Below are 20,364 nucleotides of genomic sequence, written 5' to 3' on the forward strand. Positions count from 1 at the left end.
CGCAACATCGGCGACGAACCACAACGCGATCGCGTTGCGTCTCGCCGCCGACGTTGCGTGTTGCGGTCAGGCGACGGCGGCGCGGTACCGCTCGAGCACCTCGGGGTGCGGGTCCGCCGGGATCGACGTCGTGGGGATCGACCAGCCGGGGAGCTCCCCGGTGACGACCCACGCCGCCTGTCGTGCAGCACCCGCGGCGACGTACTCGCCGGGTTCGGGCACCAGGACCTCGCGGCCGAAGACCTGCGCCGCGACGACGCGGACCGCCTCGTTCTGCGCGGCCCCGCCGATGAGCAGCAGCCGCTCCACGGTGACGCCGGTGCGCTCCACCGCGGCCAGTCCGTCGGCGAGGGCGCAGAGCATGCCCTCCACCGCGGCACGGGCCAGGTGTGCCCGGTCCGTCGTGCCGGGCGTCATGCCGAGCAGCGAGGCGGTGGCGTCCGGCCGGTTCGGGGTGCGCTCACCGACGAAGTACGGCACCAGGACGAGCCCGTCGGCGCCGGCCGGGGCCTGCAGCGCCAGTCGACCGAGTTCGGCGTGGTCGACGCCGAGCAGGCCGCCGATCACCTCGAGCACCCGCGCCGCGTTCAGCGTGGTGACGATCGGCAGGCGGGAGCCCGTGGCGTCGGCGAACCCGGCGACGGTGCCGGACGGGTCCGCGATCGCGGTGTCGGTGACGCCGAACACGGTGCCGCTCGTGCCGAGGGACACCGCGACGTCGCCGGCGGCCAGGCCGAGTCCGAGCGCGGCGCCGGCGTTGTCCCCGGCGCCCGCCGTGACGACGAGCCCACGGGAGGCCCGTGCCCCGCCCGGCAGGTCGACGTCCTGCTCGAGGGTCCCCATCGCCTCGGCCGGCTCCACCACGCGGGGCACGACGACCGCGTCCCCGTCGTCGCCGGTCTCGGCGACCCGGAGCGGGCGGCCGAGCGCGAGCTCGAACAGCTCCGCGTCGTACTCGCGGCGGGCCGGGTCCCAGTAGGCGGTGCCGCTGGCGTCGGAACCGTCGGTCGCGAGCGCGTCCAGGTCCGGGCCGAGCGGGCTCTCGTCCGCCGGGCCGTAGCCGCGGAGGCGCCAGGACAGCCAGTCGTGCGGCAGTGCGACGGCGGCCGCGCGGGCCGCGTGCGAGGGCTCGGCGTCGCGGAGCCAGCGCAGCTTCGTGGCGGTGAACGAGGCCACCGGGACCAGACCCGTGCGGGCGACCCATGCCTCCCGGCCGAGTTCCTCGACCATCTCGGCAGCGGCGGCCGCACTGCGGACGTCGTTCCAGAGCAGTGCCGGGCGGATCACGCGACCGTCGGCGTCGAGCACGACCATGCCGTGCTGCTGCCCGCCGATGCCGATCGCGGCGACGTCGTCCAGGCCGCCGGCGTCGGCGACCGCGGTGCCGAGGGCGTCCCACCAGGCGGCGGGGTCGACCTCGGTGCCGTCGGGGTGCGTGGCGCGGCCGGAGCGGACGACCTCGCCGGTCGAGGCGCGGCGGACGACGACCTTGCAGGACTGCGTGGACGAGTCGACCCCGGCGACGAGGAGGTCCTCGTCACCGGGGTCGGTCGCGCTGGAGGCGAGATCAGCCACGAGCGCCCATGAGGTGCTCGACGGCGAGCTGCTGCAGCTTGACGAAGCCGAAGCCCTTGCCGCCGAAGTAGGCGTCGGTGTCGAAGTCCTCGTACGCCGAGGTGTCGGCGAGGAAGGCGTCGTAGCTCTCGCCCGGGTTCAGCGTCGGCTTGGCGAGCTCGGAGACCTTGGCGGCTTCCAGCGCTGCCTGGACCTCGGGGTCGGCGCGGAAGGCCTGCGCGCGCTCCTTGAGGAGCAGGTACATGCGCATGTTCGCGGCGGCCGAGTCCCAGACGCCCGTGATGTCCTCGGTGCGGGACGGCTTGTAGTCGAAGTGGCGGGGGCCGTCGTAGGCGCGGCCACCCTGCGGGGCGCCGTGCTCGAGCAGGTCGACGAGCGAGAACGCGTTCTGCAGGTCGCCGTGACCGAAGACGAGGTCCTGGTCGTACTTGATGCCGCGCTGACCGTTGAGGTCGATGTGGAAGAGCTTGCCCGAGTACAGCGCCTGGGCGATGCCGGCGGTGAAGTTCAGGCCCGCCATCTGCTCGTGGCCGACCTCGGGGTTCACACCGAACAGCTCGGGGCGCTCGAGGGTGTCGATGAACGCGATCGCGTGGCCGAGCGTCGGCAGAAGGATGTCGCCGCGGGGCTCGTTCGGCTTCGGCTCGATGGCGAACTTGATGCCGTAGCCCTTGTCGGTGACGTACTGGGCGAGCAGGTTCACGGCCTCGCGGTAGCGCTCGAGGGCTGCCTGGACGTCCTTGGCGGCGTCGTACTCGGCGCCTTCACGGCCACCCCACATGACGAAGGTCTCGGCGCCGAGCTCGGCGGCGAGGTCGACGTTGCGGAGCACCTTGCGGAGGGCGAAACGGCGGACCTCGCGGTCGTTCGAGGTGAAGCCGCCGTCCTTGAAGACCGGGGCGGAGAAGAGGTTCGTGGTCACCATCGGGACGACGACGCCGGTCGACTCGAGCGCGCCCTTGAGGCGGTCGATCTGGGTCTGACGCTCGGCGTCGGTCGAGCCGAACGCGAACAGGTCGTCGTCGTGGAAGGTGAGGCCGTAGGCGCCGAGCTCGTCGAGCTTCTCGACCGCCTCGACCACGTCGAGCTGGGGGCGCGTCGGGCCGCCGAAGGGGTCCGAGCCGTTGTAACCGATGGTCCAGAGACCGAAGGAGAACTTGTCGTCGCGGGTGGGCTGCACTGCCATGGGGGTCTGCCGATCGTCGTCGAGCGGATTTGTTGTCAGCGAGAACATATCCCGTCCATCCGGCGTCCGCAACCCCCGTTCGCGCCCCCGACGCTGTGAGGACGGTCATCGGATGGCCACCCGCTGTTCGACCCGACGCCGCGAACCGGACGAGCACGCGGGGCGGTCCGTTCACCCCGCGCGCGGAGGCTCCTGCCGGTACCGCGTCCGCCACGACGCCGGAACCGCATCGACCACGACGAAGGAGCCCCGATGAGCCGGCCGAAGCCCGAGCAGCACGCACCCGACGTCACCCTGGGCGCGGCACCGCCGCTCGCTCCCGGCGCCACGCACCCCGCCGCCGTCCGACACGGCGTCAGCCGCCGCACGGTGCTGCTCGGCGGTGCGGCCGCCATCGCCGCGGGCGTCGCCGCCGGCTCACTGACGGGAGGCCCGTCCTCCGCCACCGCGCAGGCTGCGGCTCCGCGACACGGTCGGCACCGGTCGATCAAGGACGTCCAGCACGTCGTCGTGCTCATGCAGGAGAACCGCTCGTTCGACCACTACTACGGCACCTTCCCCGGCGTCCGTGGCTTCGGCGACAAGCAGGCCGTCGAACTGCCCGGCGGCACCGACGTCTTCGCCCAGCCCGACCCCACCCGCACCGACGGCGGCGTCCTGCTGCCGTTCCCGCTCGACTCCGCGAACCACGACGCGCAGAACGCCGGGGGCCTCGACCACTCGTGGGGCGGCGGGCACACCGCGTGGAACGGCGGCGCGTGGAACCGCTGGGTCACCGCGAAGAGCGGGCAGACGATGGGCTACTTCACCGGCGAGGACCTGCCGTTCCACCACGCGCTGGCCTCGGCGTTCACCGTCGCCGACCACTACCACGCGTCGCTCATCGGACCGACGACCCCGAACCGGCTGTTCCAGTGGTCCGGCACGATCAACCCGCAGGGCGGACTCGGCGGCCCGGCGACCGACAACCCCGACGACTACCTGCCCGTCTACCACTGGACGACCTACCCGGAGCGGCTGCAGCAGGCCGGCGTGACGTGGAAGACCTACGCGAACGCCGAGGTCGGCGACGACGGCACCCACCCCTACGTCGGCGACTACGGCGACAACCCGCTCTGGCTGTTCCAGCAGTACCACGACGCCCTGGCCTCGAAGGACCCCGCGGTGCACGACCTGGCCGACCGCGGCGGGCTGCACGACGGGTGGCTGCCGGACTCCGGCAAGGGCCTGGACGTGCAGCACCTGCTCAGCGACTTCGGTCGGGACGCCGCCGCGAACACGCTGCCCGCCGTCTCGTTCGTCGTCGCGCCCTACGGCTGGAGCGAACACCCCGCCGCGAGCCCGGACTACGGCGCCCACTACACGAACGCGGTGATCCAGGCGCTGATGAGCAACCCGGACACCTGGGCCAGCACCGTCCTGCTCATCAACTACGACGAGAACGACGGCTACTTCGACCACGTGCTGCCGCCGCTCGCCGAACCCGGGACCCCCGACGAGTACGTCGCGGGGCTGCCGGTCGGCTACGGCACCCGCGTCCCGCTGACCGTCGTCTCGCCGTGGTCCCGCGGCGGATGGGTCGACTCGCAGGTGTTCGACCACACCTCGGTCATCCGCTTCCTCGAGACCTGGACCGGCGTCCACGAGCCGAACATCTCCGCCTGGCGCCGGACCATCTCCGGCGACCTGACCTCGTGCTTCGACTTCGCGAACCCGGACTTCTCGATCCCCACCCCGGCCGAGGTCCCGCCGCTCAGCGAGACGCAGAAGCTCGTCGCCGCGGCCGACGCCGACCGTGGCAAGCCGAAGGTCACCGAGCCCGCCGTCGGCGCACAGCGTCGGCCGACGCAGGAGCCCGGCGCCGCGACGCGGCACCGTTCCCTGCCCTACCGGCAGTCCGCGGACGTCTCCGTCGACCGGACCCGTGGCGTGGTGACCATGACGATGCGGAACGACGGACGGCAGGGTATTTCGCACCAGGTGTTCCCGAACACGGGGCTGCCGTTCGTGTCCAGTCCGCACACCGTCGCCGCCCGGTCGACCGCTGCCTACGAGTGGGACACCGCAGCGCACGACGGCGCCTACGACTTCAGCGTCTACGGCCCGGACCGCTTCCTCCGCCGGTTCGCCGGGAAGGTCGTCGCCGGCTCCGACCGGGACCTGGCACTGCCGGAGGTCACGGCGACGCCACGCACCGGTCGCGACGCCGGACTGCTCCTGCGACTCGGCAACGGCGGGCGGAAGCCGGTGCGGTTCACGCTCGCCTCGAACGACTTCGTCGAGCACCACGAGACCGTCGTGCTCGCTGGACGGCACTCGGACGCGGTGCGGTGGCCCCTCGACGCGTGGGGCTACTACGACGTCGTGGTGACGGCCGACGACGGCACCGGGTTCCGGTACCGGTTCGCGGGGCGGGTGGAGTGAGACCGGCCGGTCGGCGGCACCGGCACTCATCCACAGATCCGCTGCGCAGCCGCCGGCACCCCGACCCGCCCTGGGATACTCGGCACATGTCCATCGACCCCGCGGAACGGTCCGGCTCGCGCCCCACGCTCGAGGCCATCGCGCGCCGTGCGTCGGTGTCCCCGGCCACCGTGTCGAAGGTCCTGAACGGCCGCCCCGGCGTCTCCGGACCCACCCGGGAGCGCGTCGAACACCTGCTCGCCGCCTCCGGTTACGCCCAGCGCGACACCCCGCCCGGCCCCGGCTCGCTCGTCGAACTCGTCGTCGAGGACCTGTCCAGCGAATGGTCGATCGAGATCGTCCGCGGGGTCGAGTCCGTCGCCCGCGAGAGCGGGTACGCCCTGTCGCTCTCCGCCCTCGGCCCGGACCACGCCGTCGGCGAGGACTGGATCACCGGCGTCCTGCACCGCCGACCCGCGGCGATCGTGCTGCAGTTCTCCGCGCTCACCGCGGGCCGTCGCGACCAGCTCCGTGCCCGCGGCATCCCGTTCACGGTCGTCGACCCGGTCGGCGACCCGCCCGCCGACGTCCCCGTCGTGGGCGCGACGAACACCGCCGGGGGAGCGGCCGCGACCGAGCACCTGCTGGACCTCGGCCACACCCGCATCGCGGCGATCGCCGGGCCGCTCGACATGGCCTGCGCGGTCGACCGGCTGGCCGGGCACCGTGCGGCGCTCGCCGCGGCCGGACTGGAGGCCCGCCACGCCGCCACCACGCCCGTCCCCTCCGATGCGCCCGTCCCGTCCGGTTTGCTCGATCCATCCGTCGTCGTCGCGCGGTTCAGCCGGGAGGACGGCGAACGCGCGGCCCGCGAACTGCTGGCTGCCGACCCCCGACCGACGGCGGTCGTCACCGGCAACGACCTGCAGGCCCTCGGCGTGCTCGACGCCGCGCGGTCCCTCGGGCTGCGGGTGCCGGAGGACCTGTCCGTCGTCGGGTTCGACGACGTCGCTCCGGCACGGTGGGCACGGCCCGCGCTGACGACGATCCGGCAGCCCCTGCAGGAGATGGCGGAGCGGGCGACCCGGATGGCGCTGCGCCAGCACGCCGGCGCGGGTTCGGGTGCGGCTGCCGACGAGCACGCGGGTGGTGCGCCGGGCGAGCCGGTCCGGGTCGAGCTCGCCACGACGCTCGTGGTCCGCGACTCGACGGCCGCACCCGCTGTCGGGACGGGGGACGAGCCTCCCGTCCGTGACCACGTGCTGGCCGACGAGCGCCCTGACGTGACCACCGTCGAGATCATCGGCGGACCCGAGGCGCTGCGCGTCGGCCTGCACGAGTACGACCCGGCCTGGGCGGTGACGTTCGCGGCGCACCGGGAGCGGATCCTCCGCGCGGTCGGCCCGCTCGACGTGCGGGTCGAGCACATCGGGTCGACATCGGTGCCGGGGCTCGCCGCCAAGCCGATCGTCGACCTGGTCGTCGTCGTGCCGGACGTCACCGACGAGTCCGCGTACCTCGAGCCGCTGCTGGGCGCCGGGTACGAGCTGCGGGTCCGGGAGCCCGGCCACCGGCTGGTGCGGACGCCGGCGAGGGACGTCCACGTGCACGTCTACGAACGTGGCGCCACAGCGGTGACCGACTACCTGCTGCTGCGCGACCGGTTGCGGAGCGACCCGGACGACCGGGCGCTGTACGAGCAGACGAAGCGGCAGCTGCTCAGCGGGACGTGGGACGACATGAACGACTACGCGGACGCGAAGACCGACGTGATCCGCGCCGTGATGGGTCGTGCGCGGGCAGCGGCTGCGTTACCCGGGTAACGCCAGGTTCCCGCCGATGCCGCAGCGCGAGCGTGCTACGGGTTGACACGAGTAAACCCACGCCGTCACACTGGCTGCACGCTCCGTCGGACCCGGCGGTGTGCAACGACGCACAGGAGGACAGCACATGACGTTCACCCTCGGCATGGTCGGAGCCGGCCAGTTCTCGTCCCACTTCGCCGCACTGTTCCAGCTGCACCCGGGCATCTCGGCGGTCTACGCCACCGACGTGATCGAGGGGCGTGCGCAGCGCCTGGTCGACGACCTCGGCCTCGCCGGCACGTACGCCGACCTGGACGCGATGCTCGCCGACCCCGCGATCGACGCCGTCGCCGTCTTCACCCAGCGGTGGACGCACGGGCCGATCGTCGCCCGGGCGCTGCAGGCCGGCAAGCACGTGTACTCCGCGGTGCCGATGGCCGTGACGCAGCAGGAGATCGCCGAGGTCATCGACCTGGTGTCCGCCACCGGGCTGACCTACATGATGGGTGAGACCAGCCAGTACAACCCGGCGACGGTCTTCGCACGCCAGAAGGCCGAGCAGGGTGCGTTCGGCCGGGTGTTCTACGCCGAGGGCGACTACCTGCACGACATGGACCTCGGCTTCTACGACGCGTACAAGTACAGCGGTGGCGACGACTGGAAGGCCACCGCCAGCTACCCGCCGATGTGGTACCCGACGCACGCGATCGGTGGCGTCCTGGGTGCCATGCCCCGTCACGCGACGAGCGTCAGCTGCATCGGTGTGCGCGACGACCGCGACGACGGGGTGTTCGAGAAGCAGGTCAGCATGTTCGACAACGACTTCTCGAACATGACCGCGCTGTTCGAGCTCGACGGCGGCGGGTCCATGCGCATCAACGAGTTCCGCCGCGTCGGCTACCCGTCCCCGATCCGTGAGAGCCGCTTCCGCTGGTTCGGCACCGAGGGCAGCTTCGAACAGCTCGCGGAGACCTCGGTCTGGCAGGACAAGGACGGCGTGCAGGACGTCTCCGACCTGCTCGCCTCGGAACCCGCGATCGGTCTGGACGACCCGCTGCTGGCGGACATCGCGCCGTCCCTGCGCGAAGCCTTCAGCTCCGGGCACGCGAAGGTCCACCAGGCGGAGGCCGAGCGCCTGCCGTCCGAGTTCGACGTCGCCCCGGACGGACACGAGGGCAGCCACCGGTTCCTGGTCGACGACTTCGTCCGCGCGGTCGCCGGCGGCACGCTGCCCACCGTCAACGCCTGGGTCGCAGCGCGGTACACGCTCCCCGGCCTGATCGCGTTCCAGTCCGCCCTGCAGGACGGCGCACGGCTGCCGATCCCCGACTTCGGGGACGCCCCGGTGCCCGTCGGGTCGCCGCTGCCGGTCCGGAGCGCATCGTCCGGAGCGTGACCGGCCGGGCGGCGCGACCGCGTGCGCGCCGCCCTAGGCTGGCCTCCGTGCGGAGCAGCAGGGCATGACCGACCGGACGCCGGCGCCACGGAAGGCGACCCGACGGGACGTCGCCCGGCTCGCCGGAGTGAGCGACGCGGTCGTCAGCTACACCCTGAACGGCACGGCGCCGGTCGCCGCCGCGACGGCGGAACGGGTCCTGGCCGCCGTCGAACAGCTCGGCTACCGGCCGAACCAGGCCGCACGCGCCCTGCGCTCCGGCTCCGCCGACACGCTCGCCTTCCTGGTGCCGAGCAGCAGCGACCCCGTCTTCACCAACCCGTTCTTCGGTGAGTACGCCAGCACCCTGGAGGCTGCTGCTCGCGACCGCGGGTACGCCCTGTACACGACGGCCACGTCCTTCCGCCCCGACGAGGTGCTCGCCCGGTTCCGCGAGTTCGCCGCGCGTCAGATCGACGGCGTGCTCGTGCTGGCAGGGGACACCCCGCTCGACAGCACGGCCCTCGACCGTGTCGGCCTGCCGTGGATCGCCCTCAACGTCGCCACCCGGGAACGCGGGGTCGCCAGCCTCGGCACCGACCTCCGCGCGGGGGCGGTCGCGACGACGACGCACCTGCTCGAGCACGGCCACGGATCCGTCGGGTTCGTCGGTCAGGACGACCCGAGCGAGCCGCGGTACATCGGGTGGCTGCAGGCCTGCGCCGCTGCCGGGGTGCCGGCCGGGCCGTTCGTCGCGGCCGAGGTCACCCGCCCGGGCGGTCGGGACGCCGGGCACCGGATCGTCGACGACCGGTCAGCGGACCCGGGTCGGGCGCCGCGGGCGTTCTTCGTCGCGTCCGACCGGACCGCGGTGGGTGTGCTGCGGGCCTTCCACGAGCGTGGCGTCCGGGTGCCGGAGGACATCGCGATCGCGTCCTTCGACGGCTCCTCGGAAGCGGAGTACGCCTGGCCGGGCCTGACCACCTTCCGGCAGCCAGTCGACGAGATGGCGCGGAGTGCGGTCACGCGGCTGCTGGCGCGCGACCGTGACCACGCGCACGAACTGTTCCCCGGCGAGCTCGTCCTCCGACGCTCGTGCGGGTGTCCCGACGCAGGTCGCTGACGACGGGAGGCGGCCCACCGGACCGGTGACCGCCTCCCGTCATCCGCATGCGGACCGAGCCGTCAGTGCCGGTCGCGCCGCCGCACGAGGCGGACGACGATGCCCGCGACGACGCCGCCGACGATCGGCGCCACGATGAACGCCCACAGCTGCCCGAGCGGCACCGCACCGCCGTAGACCGCGGTCGCGATCGAACGTGCCGGGTTCACCGAGGTGTTGCTGATCGGGATGCTGACCAGGTGGATCAGGGTGAGCGTCAGCCCGATGCCGATCGGGGCGAGCGCCTGGTACTCCTGCTTCGCCGTGACGGACAGGATGACGGCGACGAAGACACCGGTGAGCACGGCCTCGGCGAGCAGCACGGACCCGAGCCCGAAACCGCCGGGGCTCGAGGCGCCGAAGCCGTTCGACGCGAAGCCGGAGTCGACCGCCGCGCTGAACGCGCCCTGCTTGCCGGACAGGACGGCGGCGATGACGCTCGTGGCTGCGAGCCCGCCCAGGACCTGGGACACCAGGTACCCGGGGACGTGGCGGCCGCCGGTGCGTCCGGCCGCGAGCAGACCGAGGGTCACCGCGGGGTTGAAGTGGCCACCCGAGATGTGCCCGACGGCGGCGATGCCGGCCATCACGGCGAGGCCGAACGCCAGCGCGACACCGAGGAAGCCGACACCGGTCTGGTTGTCCGTCGTGCTCGGGAACCCCGCGGTGAACAGCGCCGTACCGACACCGCCCAGGACGAGCAGGAAGGTGCCGAAGAACTCGGCCAGGTACCGGGCACCGGGGGACCAGGCGGCAGCGTCTTCTCGGCGCTGCTCGGAGGTCGACGTGCTGACGGGTTCACGATCGCGGGCCACTGGTGTTCCTCTCGCTGGTCTCTGTGCGGAGTGGTGTTCTTCTGGGGGGGCGGTCAGCGGCGGTTGCGGGCGGCCTTGACGAGCTTCTTGCCGAGCTTCTTGCGTCCCTTGCGGGCGCGGGGGTCGTTCCAGATCCGGCGGGCGGTCTCGCGCTTCGACGACCCGCCGTTCTTGACGACCGGTCGGTTGGACCGGGAGCCCAGGAAGAAGCCGATGAGGGTGATCACACCGGTGACGATGAGGCGGTTGCGCATGGGGGTACTCCTTGTCGGTGGTGCTCCGAGCACGGCCGGTCGGCCGGTCCCGCGTCACCCGGTCGCTCGACCGCGGTGGGGGTCGGGGCGGCACCGTCGTGGTGCCGCCCCGCGTGCGCGGCTACTCGACCCGCGATTCCTTCTTGTCGTCGTCGTTGTCGTCGTCACCCGGGATGTGGACGTCCTGGATCGTGACGTTGACCTCGGCGACCTCCATGCCGACGATCTGCTCCAGTGCACGGGAGACCGACGAGCGGACACCCTCGGCGACCTGCTGCAGCTTGACCGGGTACTCGGCGACGATGGTGATGTCGGCGGCGACCTGCTTCTCGCCGACCTCGACCTTGACGCCCTGACCCAGGTCGCGCTGGCCGATGGCGTCGCGGATCGCGCCGATGGCACGGGCTGCGCCGCCACCGAGCGAGTGCACGCCGTTGACCTCGCGGGCGGCGATGCCGGCGACCTTCGAGACGACGGTGTCGTCGATGACGGTCTTGCCCGTCGCGGCGTGGCTGCCGGTGTTCGCCCCGGACTTGCTGGTGGCGAGGGTGTTGGGGGTGGTCGTGGTGTCGGCCATTGCTGTCTCCTTCCGAGTGGCCCGCCGGGCGTTCCCAGCGGGTGCTGTTCACGGATGAGACGGGCTGGAGAGGACGATCGTCACGGCCGTGTCACGACTTCCAGCAGCGTTCCAGGAAGTGCGTCAACCGGCTGGCTCCTTGTCCCCCGGTGCCCGGATCGAGCCGTCCGGACCTTCGGGAAGCGGCTCCCGCTCTTCGCCGACCGACGCGACCGAGTGGGGTCAGAGCGCGCTGAGGTCGTGGCCGTCCAGGGCGTCGTTCCAGGTGGTCCGCCCTTGCTGCTCCGTGGCGACGTGGAGCCCGCCGTGCCCCTGCTGCAGCGCGCAGTGCCAGCGGTCGAATCGGCTCGGGCAGCGCTCGTCGTCGTGCGGTGCCGGGCCTCCATGGGGTGGTTCGTGGGGCGTGGCGTCGGGTGCTTCGTCGGGCGCGTCGCGGGGTGTCTCGAGCCGGGGATCGGCGGTCGAACGGTCGTGCATCGTCTGCTTCCTGTCGTGCGGTCCTCCAGTAGGACGAGTCGAGCGGCCGTTCCGTCACGAACCCGGTGCACGCAGGCGCGTCGGGGGATGACGGTGCATGCTCGGATGCGGCCGTCGACCCGCAACGGACGCGGCCTTGAGGACCTCGGATGGTCCCGGAGACCGGAAGGTGAGGATGACCGACGACGACCCGCTCGGCCGCGCCGACGACTCGACGCTCGTCGTCCGTGCCGCCGACGGCGACGTGCCCGCGTTCGCGGTCCTCGCCCGCCGACACGGGCCGCTGATGCGCGTCTACGCCGAGCAGATGCTCGGGTCGAACGTCGAGTCCGACGACGTCGTGCAGGAGTCGTTCCTCACCGGGTGGCGTCGGCTGTCCGACCTCGACACCCCCGCCCACTTCCGGCCGTGGATGATGCAGATCGTCACCCGCAAGGCCATCGACCGCCTCCGCCGACGTCGGCACCACGACGACGTCGACGACCTGCAGCAGTCCGCCGACCCAGCACAGAGCCCGGAGCGTATCGTCGAGGCGCGGCTGCAGCTCGACGCGATGTGGGCTGCGCTGGACCGGCTCCCTGCCGACCAGCGTCGCTGCTGGCTGTTGCGGGAGACAGCCGGGTACAGCTACCAGGAGATCAGCGAGGCGCTCGAGCTGCCGGTCTCGACGGTCCGAGGGCTCCTCGCTCGGGCGCGGCGGTTCCTGCTCCGGGAGATGGAGGCGTGGCGATGAGCGACGACGACCAGACCCTGCCCGCCGACGTCCTGCCCGACGCCGACCTCGACGGCCACACCTTCGACGAGCTCGCCGACTACCTGGACCGCGGCCGGACCCCGCGTGACCCCGACATCGAGTCCTCGGCCGCCTGCCGTCTGGCGCTGTCGAACATGCAGCGCCTCCGCGAGCTGTCGATCGGCGCCATGCAGCGTCGGGCCGACACGGACCCGGACCCCGACCGTGAGAACGGCTGGATCGACGGCCTGCTCGCCACCATCCGGGCCGAGATCACCTCCGGCCGCGACGTCCCCGTCAGCCACCCGGACCCCCGGCTGCGGCTCACCCTCACCGAGGCAGCCGTCCGCAACCTCGTCCGTCGTGCCGGCGACACCACCGGCGGGATCGTGATGGGACGCTGCACCCTGACCGGCGACGTCTCGACCCCGGGTTCGCCGATCACGGTCGACCTGACCGCGGCGATCGCGTACGGGCAGGTCGCCGACGAGACGGCCGAGCGGCTCCGCCGACGGGTCGCGGACGTGCTCGCCCGACACACCGAACTCGTCATCGAGCAGATCGACGTCACCTTCGACGACGTCTACGTCCCCTAGGAGCACCCGTGTCCGACGACCGCGAGCTGTCCCGCCGCCTGACCGACCTCGCCCGTGCGACCGACGGCGTCAGCCACGTGTTCCCGGCGCAGTCGCTCGTGCAGGTCGCGGCCGACGCCGTCGCCGCCCAGCTGGAGATCCGCGACCCGGTCACGATGGTGGACGTGCACCGCGGCGGCGGTGCGGTGCGGATCACCGCCGAGGTCGCGGTCGACGGCGCCCGCCCGGCGACGGAGACCGTGCGCGAGGTCGGCGAACGCATCCGTTCCCTCGTGGACGCCGAGCCCGGCCCCCGGCCGGACACCATCACGGTCGTGGTCCGGCTCGTCGAGGACACCGTCGGGATCACGGCGGACGACGTCGCGGCCGACCTGGTCTGACGTCGGACCCACCGAGGGCACGGTCGCGGCCGGGACGCACGGCTCGCTAGGGTCGGGCGCATGAGCACCGACCACGTCGACGTCGACTGGGAGCACGCCCGCGACACGAACCGCGACAACTGGGACGACCGCGTGCCGATCCACGAGGGCGCCTACGGGCTCGACGCCTTCGCCGACCCGGCACACCGCTCGGACGTCGTCCGCCAGGACCTCCCCGTGCTCACCCCGTGGCTGGCGGGCGGGTCGCTCGCCGGACTCGACCTCTGCCACCTGCAGTGCCACATCGGCACCGACACCGTCTCGCTCGCCCGGGAGGGCGCCCGCGTCACCGGCGTCGACTTCTCCCACCCGGCGCTGGTGTCCGCCGCTGCCCTGGCCGAGCGTGCCGGCGTCGACGTGACCTGGGTCGAGACGGACGTGCTCGACGCCCGGGCCGCGGTCGCCGGGGACTTCGACGTCGTCTACACGAGCATCGGCACGATCTGCTGGCTGGCGGACCTCGACCGGTGGGCTGCGCAGGTCGCCGGACTGCTCCGACCCGGTGGCGTCTTCTTCATCCGCGACGGCCACCCGGCCCTGTTCGCCCTCGACGAGGACGCCGACGAGCTGGTCACCCGGCACCGGTACTTCCCGGACGGCACCGCCCAGCAGTGGGACGACGGCAGCACCTACGCGGGCGACGGCACGGTCGCGCGGACCCGGACCTACGAGTGGCCGCACCCGCTGTCCGAGATCGTGAACGCCCTGCTCGGCGCCGGCCTGCGCCTCCGCCGACTGGACGAGGGTCGCACGCTGCCGTGGCGGTTCAGCCCGCGGATGGAGCAGGCGGCGGACGGCGACTGGGTCTGGCCCGCCGCGGACCGTGACCGCATCCCGACCACCTTCACCATCGTCGCCACCCGCGACTGAGCTGCCGGCAGGACCGCCCTCAGCAGGCCACCCGCGGGCGCGACCCGTCCCACGAAAGTTTTCCGATCCTCCCGTCCGGCTTGTCCCGGCCACCCGCCCGTCCGTAGCGTCGACGGCGGACGCACGATGCGAGGGAGCATGCGATGACGGATGACCGGTTGCGGGTCGCGATGGTGGGCCACGGCTTCATGGGAGCCGCCCACTCACAGGCCTGGCGGGTCGCGCCGCGGTTCTTCCCGCTCGACCGCGAACCCGAGATGACCGTCGTCGTCGGACGCGACCCCGAGCGCACCGAGGCCGCCCGCGCCCGCTTCGGGTGGCAGCGTGCCGAGACCGACTGGCGCCGCGTCGTCGAGGACCCGGACATCGACGTCGTCGACGTCTGCTCGCCCGGCTCCTCGCACGTCGAGGTCGCCATCGCGGCCCTGGAGGCCGGCAAGCACGTCCTCTGCGAGAAGCCGCTCGCCAACACCGTCGCCGAGGCGGAGGCCATGGTCACCGCCGCCGAGTCGGCCGCCGCGCGCGGGATCCGCTCGATGGTCGGCTTCAGCTACCGGCGTGTCCCGGCCCTGGCGTTCGCCCGCCAGCTCGTGCAGGCCGGCCGGATCGGCGAGGTCCGCCACGCCCGCGCGCTGTACCTGCAGGACTGGCTCACCGACGCCGACGGTCCGATGACGTGGCGGCTGGACGCCTCGCTCGCCGGGTCCGGCTCGCTCGGCGACATCGGCGCGCACGCCGTGGACCTGGTCGAACACATCACCGGCGCCACGCTCGCCTCCGTCAGCGGCACGCTCGAGACGTTCGTGCACGAGCGCCCGCTGCTCGCCGACGGTGTCGGCCTGTCCGGCACCGCCTCGGACCAGCGCGGACAGGTCACCGTCGACGACGCCGCCTGGTTCACGGGTCGACTGACGGGAGGCGCGGCTCGGCCGGGCGGGACCGTCGCCACGTTCGAGGCCACCCGGTACGCGACCGGGCGGAAGAACGGTCTGACCATCGAGATCAGCGGGTCGACCGGGGCGATCGCCTTCGACCTCGAGGCGATGAACGAACTCCGTGTGTACGACGCGACCGCGCCGGCGGGGGAGCAGGGGTTCCGCCGGGTCCTCGTCACCGAACCGGAGCACCCGTACATGGCGAACTGGTGGCCGACCGGACACCCGATCGGCTACGAGCACACCTTCGTCCACGAGGTCGTCGACTTCGTCACCGCGATCACCGGCGGGCAACAGCCCGAGCCGTCCTTCGCCGTGGGGTTGCACGTGCAGGACGTCCTGGACGCCGTGCAGCGGAGCGCGGCCGACGGCAGCGCCTGGACCCCGATCCCCACCCGATGACCTTCCCTTCCCCCGATCCGCAAGGAGCACCTCCCGTGCAACGCCAGGCACTCGTCGTCCGCGGCGGTTGGGACGGGCACATGCCCGTCGAGACCACCGAGCTGTTCATCCCCTTCCTCCGCGAGCACGGGTTCGACGTCCGCGTCGAGGAGGGCACCGCCGTCTACGCCGACCAGTCCGTGATGGACACGATCGACCTCGTCGTGCAGGTGAACACCATGTCGACCATCGCGAAGGAGGAGTTCGACGGCCTGCAGCGCGCCGTCCTCGCCGGCACGGGGATGGCCGGCTGGCACGGCGGCATCGCGGACTCGTACCGGGACAACGCCGACTACCTCCACATGATCGGCGGCCAGTTCGCCCACCACGCGGGCAAACACCCCTCCGAGCGGGTGGGCGAGCAGTCGGACAACTACATCCCCTACACGGTGCACGTCACCGACCTCGGCCGCGAGCACCCGATCATGCAGGGCATCGACGACTTCGACCTGGTCAGCGAGCAGTACTGGGTGCTCAGCGACGAGTACGACGACGTCCTCGCCACCACCACCCAGGAGGCCCGTGCCTGGGACGCGTGGAACCGTCCCGTGACCTCGCCCGCGATCTGGACCCGGCAGTGGGGCCAGGGGCGCATCTTCGTCTCGGCGCCCGGGCACCGGATCGAGATCGTCGAGTCGCAGCCGGTCCGCACCATCATCGAGCGCGGCCTGCTGTGGGCAGCCCGATGAGCGCCGGGGGCGAAGGTGGTGCCGGACCTCGTGCCACCGCACCGCTGCGGGTCGGGATGGTCGGGGTCGGCAACATCAGCAAGCAGTACCTCGAGCAGTTCCCGTCGCTGCCGGACCTGCGGCTCACCGCGGTGGCCGACCTCGACACCGCCCGGGCAGCAGTCGTCGCCGACGAGCAGGGTGTCCAGGCGCTCGGCGTCGATGAGCTGCTGGCGTCCCCGGACGTCGACGTCGTCCTCAACCTGACGATCCCCGCCGCCCACGCCGACGTCGCCACCCGGGCGCTCGCCGCGGGCAAGCACGTCTACGGCGAGAAGCCGCTGGCCCTGACCACCGCCGAGGCCGAGCCGGTCCTCGCCGCCGCCCACGCGGCGGGCCTGCGGGTCGGCAGCGCCCCCGACACCGTGCTCGGCACCGGCATCCAGACCGCCCGCGCCGCGATCGACGCCGGCCGCATCGGCACCCCGGTCGCCGCCGCGGTGTCCTGGAGTGCTCCGGGCCACGAACTCTGGCACCCCGCACCCGGCTTCTACTACCAGCCGGGCGGTGGCCCGCTGCTCGACATGGGCCCGTACTACCTGACGAGCCTCGTCACGTTCTTCGGCTCCGTGGTGCGGGTCAGCGGCAGCACGACCCGGTCGACGCGGCAGCGGACCGTCGCCACCGGGCCGAACGCCGGGCAGGTCCTGCCGGTCGACGTGGACACGCACGTCGTCGCGGTCCTGGAACACGAGGACGGCGTCGTCTCCACGGTCACGCTGTCCTTCGAGGTCTGGGCGACCGAGTCCCCGCTGTTCGAGGTGCACGGCACCGCCGGATCGCTGTCGGTCGCCGATCCGAACCGGTTCTCGGACCCGACCCGCATCGCCACCGCCGAGGACCGGACCTTCCAGGAGCTCCCCGTCCTCGCCGGTCACCGCGACGCCGGGCGCGGGGTGGGCCTGGCTGACATGGCGCGGGCGATCGCCTCGGGGGAGCCGCACCGGGCCTCGGGCGAGCTGGCGTTCCACGTGCTCGACGTCATGGAGTCGATCGCGACCGCGGGGCGGGAGCGAACCGTCGTCGAGGTGGCGAGTCGGGCCTCCCGGCCGGCGGCGGTCCCGCTCGGGTAGTCGGCGCGCGGTGGCGGCTCCGCGAGGCTCGCGTCCAGCGACACGGCTCGGCCCTGCAGGGGCGCGTCCTGTCGCTGCGCGCGAAATCCGTCGCGCTCGTGCTCGACCGCGGCGCGCGGGTCAGGAGAGCGACGTCGTCTCCGGCAGGAGCGTCCTCGCCGGCGCTCCGTGCTGCGGGCGGAGCACGGCGTCGACCTGCTCACGATCGAGGGCACCCTGCCAGCGGGCCACGACGAGTGCGGCGACGCAGTTGCCGAGCAGGTTCACACTCACGCGCATCGAGTCCATGATCCGGTCCGCGCCGAGCAGCAACGCGACGCCGGCGACCGGGAAGAGCCCGAGGCTCGTCGCGGTGGCCGACAGGGCCAGGAAGGACGACCCCGGCACGCCCGCCATGCCCTTCGAGGTCAGCAGGAGCACCCCGAGGGCCGCGACCTGCTGCTCGAGGGTGAGCGGCACCCCGAACGCCTGGGTCAGGAAGAGCAGCGCGATCGACAGGTAGATCGCCGCCCCGTCGAGGTTGAACGAGTAGCCGGTCGGGACCACGAGCCCGGCGACGCTGCGGGAGACACCGACGTCGGTGAGGCGCGTGATCATCCGCGGCAGCACGGCCTCGGTCGACGCGGTCCCGAGCGCGAGCCCGAACTCGGCACGCGTGTGCCAGACGAACCGCCACACGGGGACGCCGGACAGGAGCTGCCCGACGACGAGGAGCAGCACGATGAACACCGCCGCAGCGGCATAGCACGCGGCGATCAGCAGCCCGTACGAGCCGAGCGTCGCGACGCCGTACTGCCCGACCACGAACGCCATCGCACCGAAGGCGCCCAGCGGGGACAGCCGCATCACCCAGCCCAGGATCCGGTAGACGACCTCGAGGCACAGGTCGAGTCCGCGCACCAACGGGCGGGTCCGCTCGGGTCCGATCGCCGCGATCGCGGCGCCGACGAACACCGCGAAGACGAGCACCTGCAGGATGTCGTTCGTCGCGAACGCGTTGACGACGCTGGACGGGATGAGGTCGAGGATGAACGTGCCGGCGTCCGGGATCTCCCCACCGGCGGTCTTCGCCGTGACCGCGGAGGCGTCCAACGACGACGGGTCGATCCGGAGGCCCGCGCCCGGCCGGACCAGGTTCCCGACCAGCAGCCCGAACACGAGCGCGCACGTCGAGGCGACGACGAAGTACGTCATCGCCTTGCCCGCGATGCGTCCCACGGACCGCAGGTCACCGACGTGGACGATGCCGGTGACCACGACGATGAAGACCAGCGGTGCGATCACCATCTCGATCAGCCGGATGAAACCCTGACCGACGACGTTCAACACCGGAGCCGCAGACGGCACGGTCACCCCGACGACGACGCCGAGGACCACCCCGATCGCGATCTGCACGAAGAGCGAGCGGTACCAGCGAGCGGGGGCACGTTCCGGTGTGGTGAGGTCCATGCCTCCACCCCAGCGTGGGCCCGTTTCGCCCGCGTTACGTCTGTGTTCCCACTCCGGGAACGGCACCGGCGACGGAACGGTGCCGTCAGGAACGGCGCCGACGACGGAACGGAGCCGGCGGTTGAACGGATCCTCGGTCCGGTCGGGAGGCCCCGGGTCAGTGAGCGCGCTGGGACGGCCCGCTCGTCCGGTCGTCCTGGGCCCGATCGGCGGCGGGCCTGCTGAACAGGTTCACGACGTTGCCGTCGGGGTCGCGCACCAGTGCGGAGCGGTTGCCCCACGGCATCGTGGTCGGCTCGAGGACGACGTCCTGGCTCTCGAGCTGCAGGTCGGCGAAGTAGCGGTCGACGTCGGTGACTTCGAACTCGATGAACACCGATCGGTTGGTCGCCGGCACCAGGGCGCCGCCCAGCATCGCGACGGTCGCGGTGCTGGCGATGGCGAGGTTCGCCCCCGGCCCGCTGAACTGGGCGAAGACCGGCGCGGGGCGCTCGGCCTGCTGTCCGGTGACCCGCTCGTAGAAGGCGACGAGGCCGTCGAGGTCGTCGGTGACGATGCGGATGGATGCGAACGACATGTGGTTCCTCCGGTGGGGCTGGTGCAGTGGGAGCATCAGCTTCACGGGGAGTCGCGACAGCGTCCTGTCGGTGTTTTCCGGAACGTCCCCGGTGACGGGTCAGTCGTCCATCACGGATCAGTCGTCCATGACGGACCGGAGCCGTCCGTACGGGATCGCGAGCTCCTCTGGGCGGAGGGAGCGCTTCGGGGGCCGTTCGTCGGTGACCTCGACGGAGCGCATCCTGTCTCCCCGGAACGCCCGAACTCCGTCACGCAGCCGACACCAGGCGACCAGGTACCACTGTCCTTCCTTCTCGATGGACCCCAGCGGCTCGACGTCCCGGACGGACTCCGCTCCGCTGGCGTCCTGGTACCGCAACCGCACGACCCGGTCCGACCGGAGGGCCGCCGCGAACGCGGTCGGGACGACGGCGGCGTCGTCGCTCTCGAGGAAGTGCACGCGGGACGCGAGCGCACTGGCCCGCGCAGCATCGCCGTCGGGCATGACCGCGAGCACCTTCCGGGCAGCGGTGCGGGCCGACTGCCGGAACGGGCTGTGCTGGAGCCCGCCCAGTCCGATCAGCACCGCGAGCGCCTCGTCCAGCGTGAACCCCGCTGGGCCGAGCGTCGCCGACCCGTCGATGACGTACCCGCCGGTGCGGCCGGGTTCCGCCCAGATCGGCAGGCCCGAGTGCTGCAACGCGGCGAGGTCCCGCTCGATGGTCCGGACCGACACCTCGAACCGTTCCGCGAGACGTCGAGCGCTCCGCGGACGCGGCGAGACCGCACGCAACTCCTCGACGAGGCCGTACAGGCGGTCGGTCCGGTTCACCGGTCCATCATCCGACAGGTCGTCCTCGCCGCCGGCCGCGGCGTGGTTCGCGCTCAGCGACACGGCTCGGGCCAGCGGGGGCGCGTTCTGTCGCTGGGCGC

Annotated in this window: 20 protein-coding genes; 11 read left to right on the forward strand and 9 right to left on the reverse strand. The window is 72.5% G+C overall.

Annotation, left to right across the window (positions count from 1 at the left end; all coding sequences use genetic code 11):
- Positions 1–66: 66 nt before the first annotated feature.
- The gene (xylB, locus tag QL987_RS03685) at positions 67–1,575 is read right to left on the reverse strand and encodes a xylulokinase (RefSeq protein WP_290156319.1); all 1,509 of its coding nucleotides are present in this window, start codon (positions 1,573–1,575) and stop codon (positions 67–69) included.
- A complete protein-coding gene (xylA, locus tag QL987_RS03690) occupies positions 1,568–2,761 on the reverse strand; it encodes a xylose isomerase (RefSeq protein WP_290156321.1) in 1,194 nt (397 codons plus the stop codon). Before xylA ends, xylB begins: the two co-directional genes overlap by 8 nt.
- Positions 2,762–3,013: 252 nt before the next feature.
- On the opposite strand from xylA, the gene QL987_RS03695 reads away from it, so the two are divergent.
- The 4 genes from QL987_RS03695 (at position 3,014) to QL987_RS03715 (ending at position 9,467) form a co-directional block, all read left to right on the forward strand.
- Positions 3,014–5,185: a phosphocholine-specific phospholipase C gene (locus tag QL987_RS03695; protein WP_290156322.1), complete on the forward strand. Its 2,172-nt coding sequence runs from the start codon at positions 3,014–3,016 to the stop codon at positions 5,183–5,185.
- Between the two features lie 86 nt (positions 5,186–5,271).
- Complete coding sequence (locus tag QL987_RS03700) at positions 5,272–6,987, forward strand: GrpB family protein (protein WP_356839525.1); 1,716 nt, start codon at positions 5,272–5,274, stop codon at positions 6,985–6,987.
- A gap of 127 nt (positions 6,988–7,114) precedes the next feature.
- Positions 7,115–8,365: a Gfo/Idh/MocA family oxidoreductase gene (locus QL987_RS03710; RefSeq protein ID WP_290156323.1), complete on the forward strand. Its 1,251-nt coding sequence runs from the start codon at positions 7,115–7,117 to the stop codon at positions 8,363–8,365.
- Between the two features lie 64 nt (positions 8,366–8,429).
- A complete protein-coding gene (locus QL987_RS03715) occupies positions 8,430–9,467 on the forward strand; it encodes a LacI family DNA-binding transcriptional regulator (protein ID WP_290156324.1) in 1,038 nt (345 codons plus the stop codon).
- A gap of 62 nt (positions 9,468–9,529) precedes the next feature.
- Here QL987_RS03715 and aqpZ read toward each other — a convergent pair whose 3' ends face one another.
- The 4 genes from aqpZ to QL987_RS03735 all read right to left on the reverse strand — a co-directional run bounded on the left by aqpZ (position 9,530) and on the right by QL987_RS03735 (position 11,629).
- On the reverse strand, positions 9,530–10,321 hold the full coding sequence (aqpZ, locus tag QL987_RS03720) for an aquaporin Z (RefSeq protein WP_290156325.1): 792 nt from the start codon (positions 10,319–10,321) through the stop codon (positions 9,530–9,532).
- A 53-nt stretch (positions 10,322–10,374) separates the two neighbouring features.
- The gene (locus QL987_RS03725) at positions 10,375–10,575 is read right to left on the reverse strand and encodes a hypothetical protein (protein WP_111075123.1); all 201 of its coding nucleotides are present in this window, start codon (positions 10,573–10,575) and stop codon (positions 10,375–10,377) included.
- Positions 10,576–10,696: 121 nt separating this feature from the next.
- Entirely contained in the window at positions 10,697–11,152 is a 456-nt protein-coding gene (locus QL987_RS03730) for an Asp23/Gls24 family envelope stress response protein (protein ID WP_111075122.1), read from the reverse strand.
- Between the two features lie 222 nt (positions 11,153–11,374).
- Positions 11,375–11,629: a hypothetical protein gene (locus QL987_RS03735; RefSeq protein WP_221851088.1), complete on the reverse strand. Its 255-nt coding sequence runs from the start codon at positions 11,627–11,629 to the stop codon at positions 11,375–11,377.
- Positions 11,630–11,804: 175 nt separating this feature from the next.
- On the opposite strand from QL987_RS03735, the gene QL987_RS03740 reads away from it, so the two are divergent.
- The 7 genes from QL987_RS03740 to QL987_RS03770 all read left to right on the forward strand — a co-directional run bounded on the left by QL987_RS03740 (position 11,805) and on the right by QL987_RS03770 (position 17,424).
- On the forward strand, positions 11,805–12,362 hold the full coding sequence (locus QL987_RS03740) for a sigma-70 family RNA polymerase sigma factor (protein ID WP_290156326.1): 558 nt from the start codon (positions 11,805–11,807) through the stop codon (positions 12,360–12,362).
- Entirely contained in the window at positions 12,359–12,958 is a 600-nt protein-coding gene (locus tag QL987_RS03745; RefSeq protein ID WP_290156327.1) for a hypothetical protein, read from the forward strand. Before QL987_RS03740 ends, QL987_RS03745 begins: the two co-directional genes overlap by 4 nt.
- A gap of 8 nt (positions 12,959–12,966) precedes the next feature.
- Positions 12,967–13,338, forward strand: a complete 372-nt coding sequence (locus tag QL987_RS03750) for a hypothetical protein (protein ID WP_290156328.1) — start codon at positions 12,967–12,969, stop codon at positions 13,336–13,338.
- 60 nt (positions 13,339–13,398) lie between these two features.
- On the forward strand, positions 13,399–14,247 hold the full coding sequence (locus QL987_RS03755; protein ID WP_290156329.1) for a class I SAM-dependent methyltransferase: 849 nt from the start codon (positions 13,399–13,401) through the stop codon (positions 14,245–14,247).
- A gap of 143 nt (positions 14,248–14,390) precedes the next feature.
- Positions 14,391–15,584, forward strand: coding sequence for a Gfo/Idh/MocA family oxidoreductase (locus QL987_RS03760; protein ID WP_290156330.1), 1,194 nt, complete (start codon positions 14,391–14,393; stop codon positions 15,582–15,584).
- Positions 15,581–16,312 carry a ThuA domain-containing protein gene (locus tag QL987_RS03765; RefSeq protein ID WP_290156331.1) on the forward strand — a complete coding sequence of 244 codons (732 nt, stop codon included), beginning with the start codon at positions 15,581–15,583 and terminating at the stop codon, positions 16,310–16,312. Before QL987_RS03760 ends, QL987_RS03765 begins: the two co-directional genes overlap by 4 nt.
- On the forward strand, positions 16,309–17,424 hold the full coding sequence (locus QL987_RS03770; protein ID WP_290156332.1) for a Gfo/Idh/MocA family oxidoreductase: 1,116 nt from the start codon (positions 16,309–16,311) through the stop codon (positions 17,422–17,424). The genes QL987_RS03765 and QL987_RS03770 overlap by 4 nt, the downstream gene beginning before the upstream one ends.
- Positions 17,425–17,544: 120 nt before the next feature.
- Here the strand turns inward: QL987_RS03770 and QL987_RS03775 are convergent, their stop codons facing one another.
- From QL987_RS03775 to QL987_RS03785, 3 genes are all read right to left on the reverse strand, one after another.
- Positions 17,545–18,873 carry a cation:dicarboxylase symporter family transporter gene (locus tag QL987_RS03775; protein WP_111075114.1) on the reverse strand — a complete coding sequence of 443 codons (1,329 nt, stop codon included), beginning with the start codon at positions 18,871–18,873 and terminating at the stop codon, positions 17,545–17,547.
- Between the two features lie 157 nt (positions 18,874–19,030).
- Positions 19,031–19,450, reverse strand: coding sequence for a VOC family protein (locus tag QL987_RS03780; protein WP_290156334.1), 420 nt, complete (start codon positions 19,448–19,450; stop codon positions 19,031–19,033).
- 117 nt (positions 19,451–19,567) lie between these two features.
- Positions 19,568–20,364 (reverse strand): YafY family protein (locus QL987_RS03785; protein WP_290156335.1); only part of this gene is annotated, 797 nt, incomplete at its 5' end.

Origin of the sequence: Curtobacterium sp. APC 4022, assembly GCF_030407555.1 — a bacterium.
Classification (GTDB): Bacteria; Actinomycetota; Actinomycetes; order Actinomycetales; family Microbacteriaceae; genus Curtobacterium.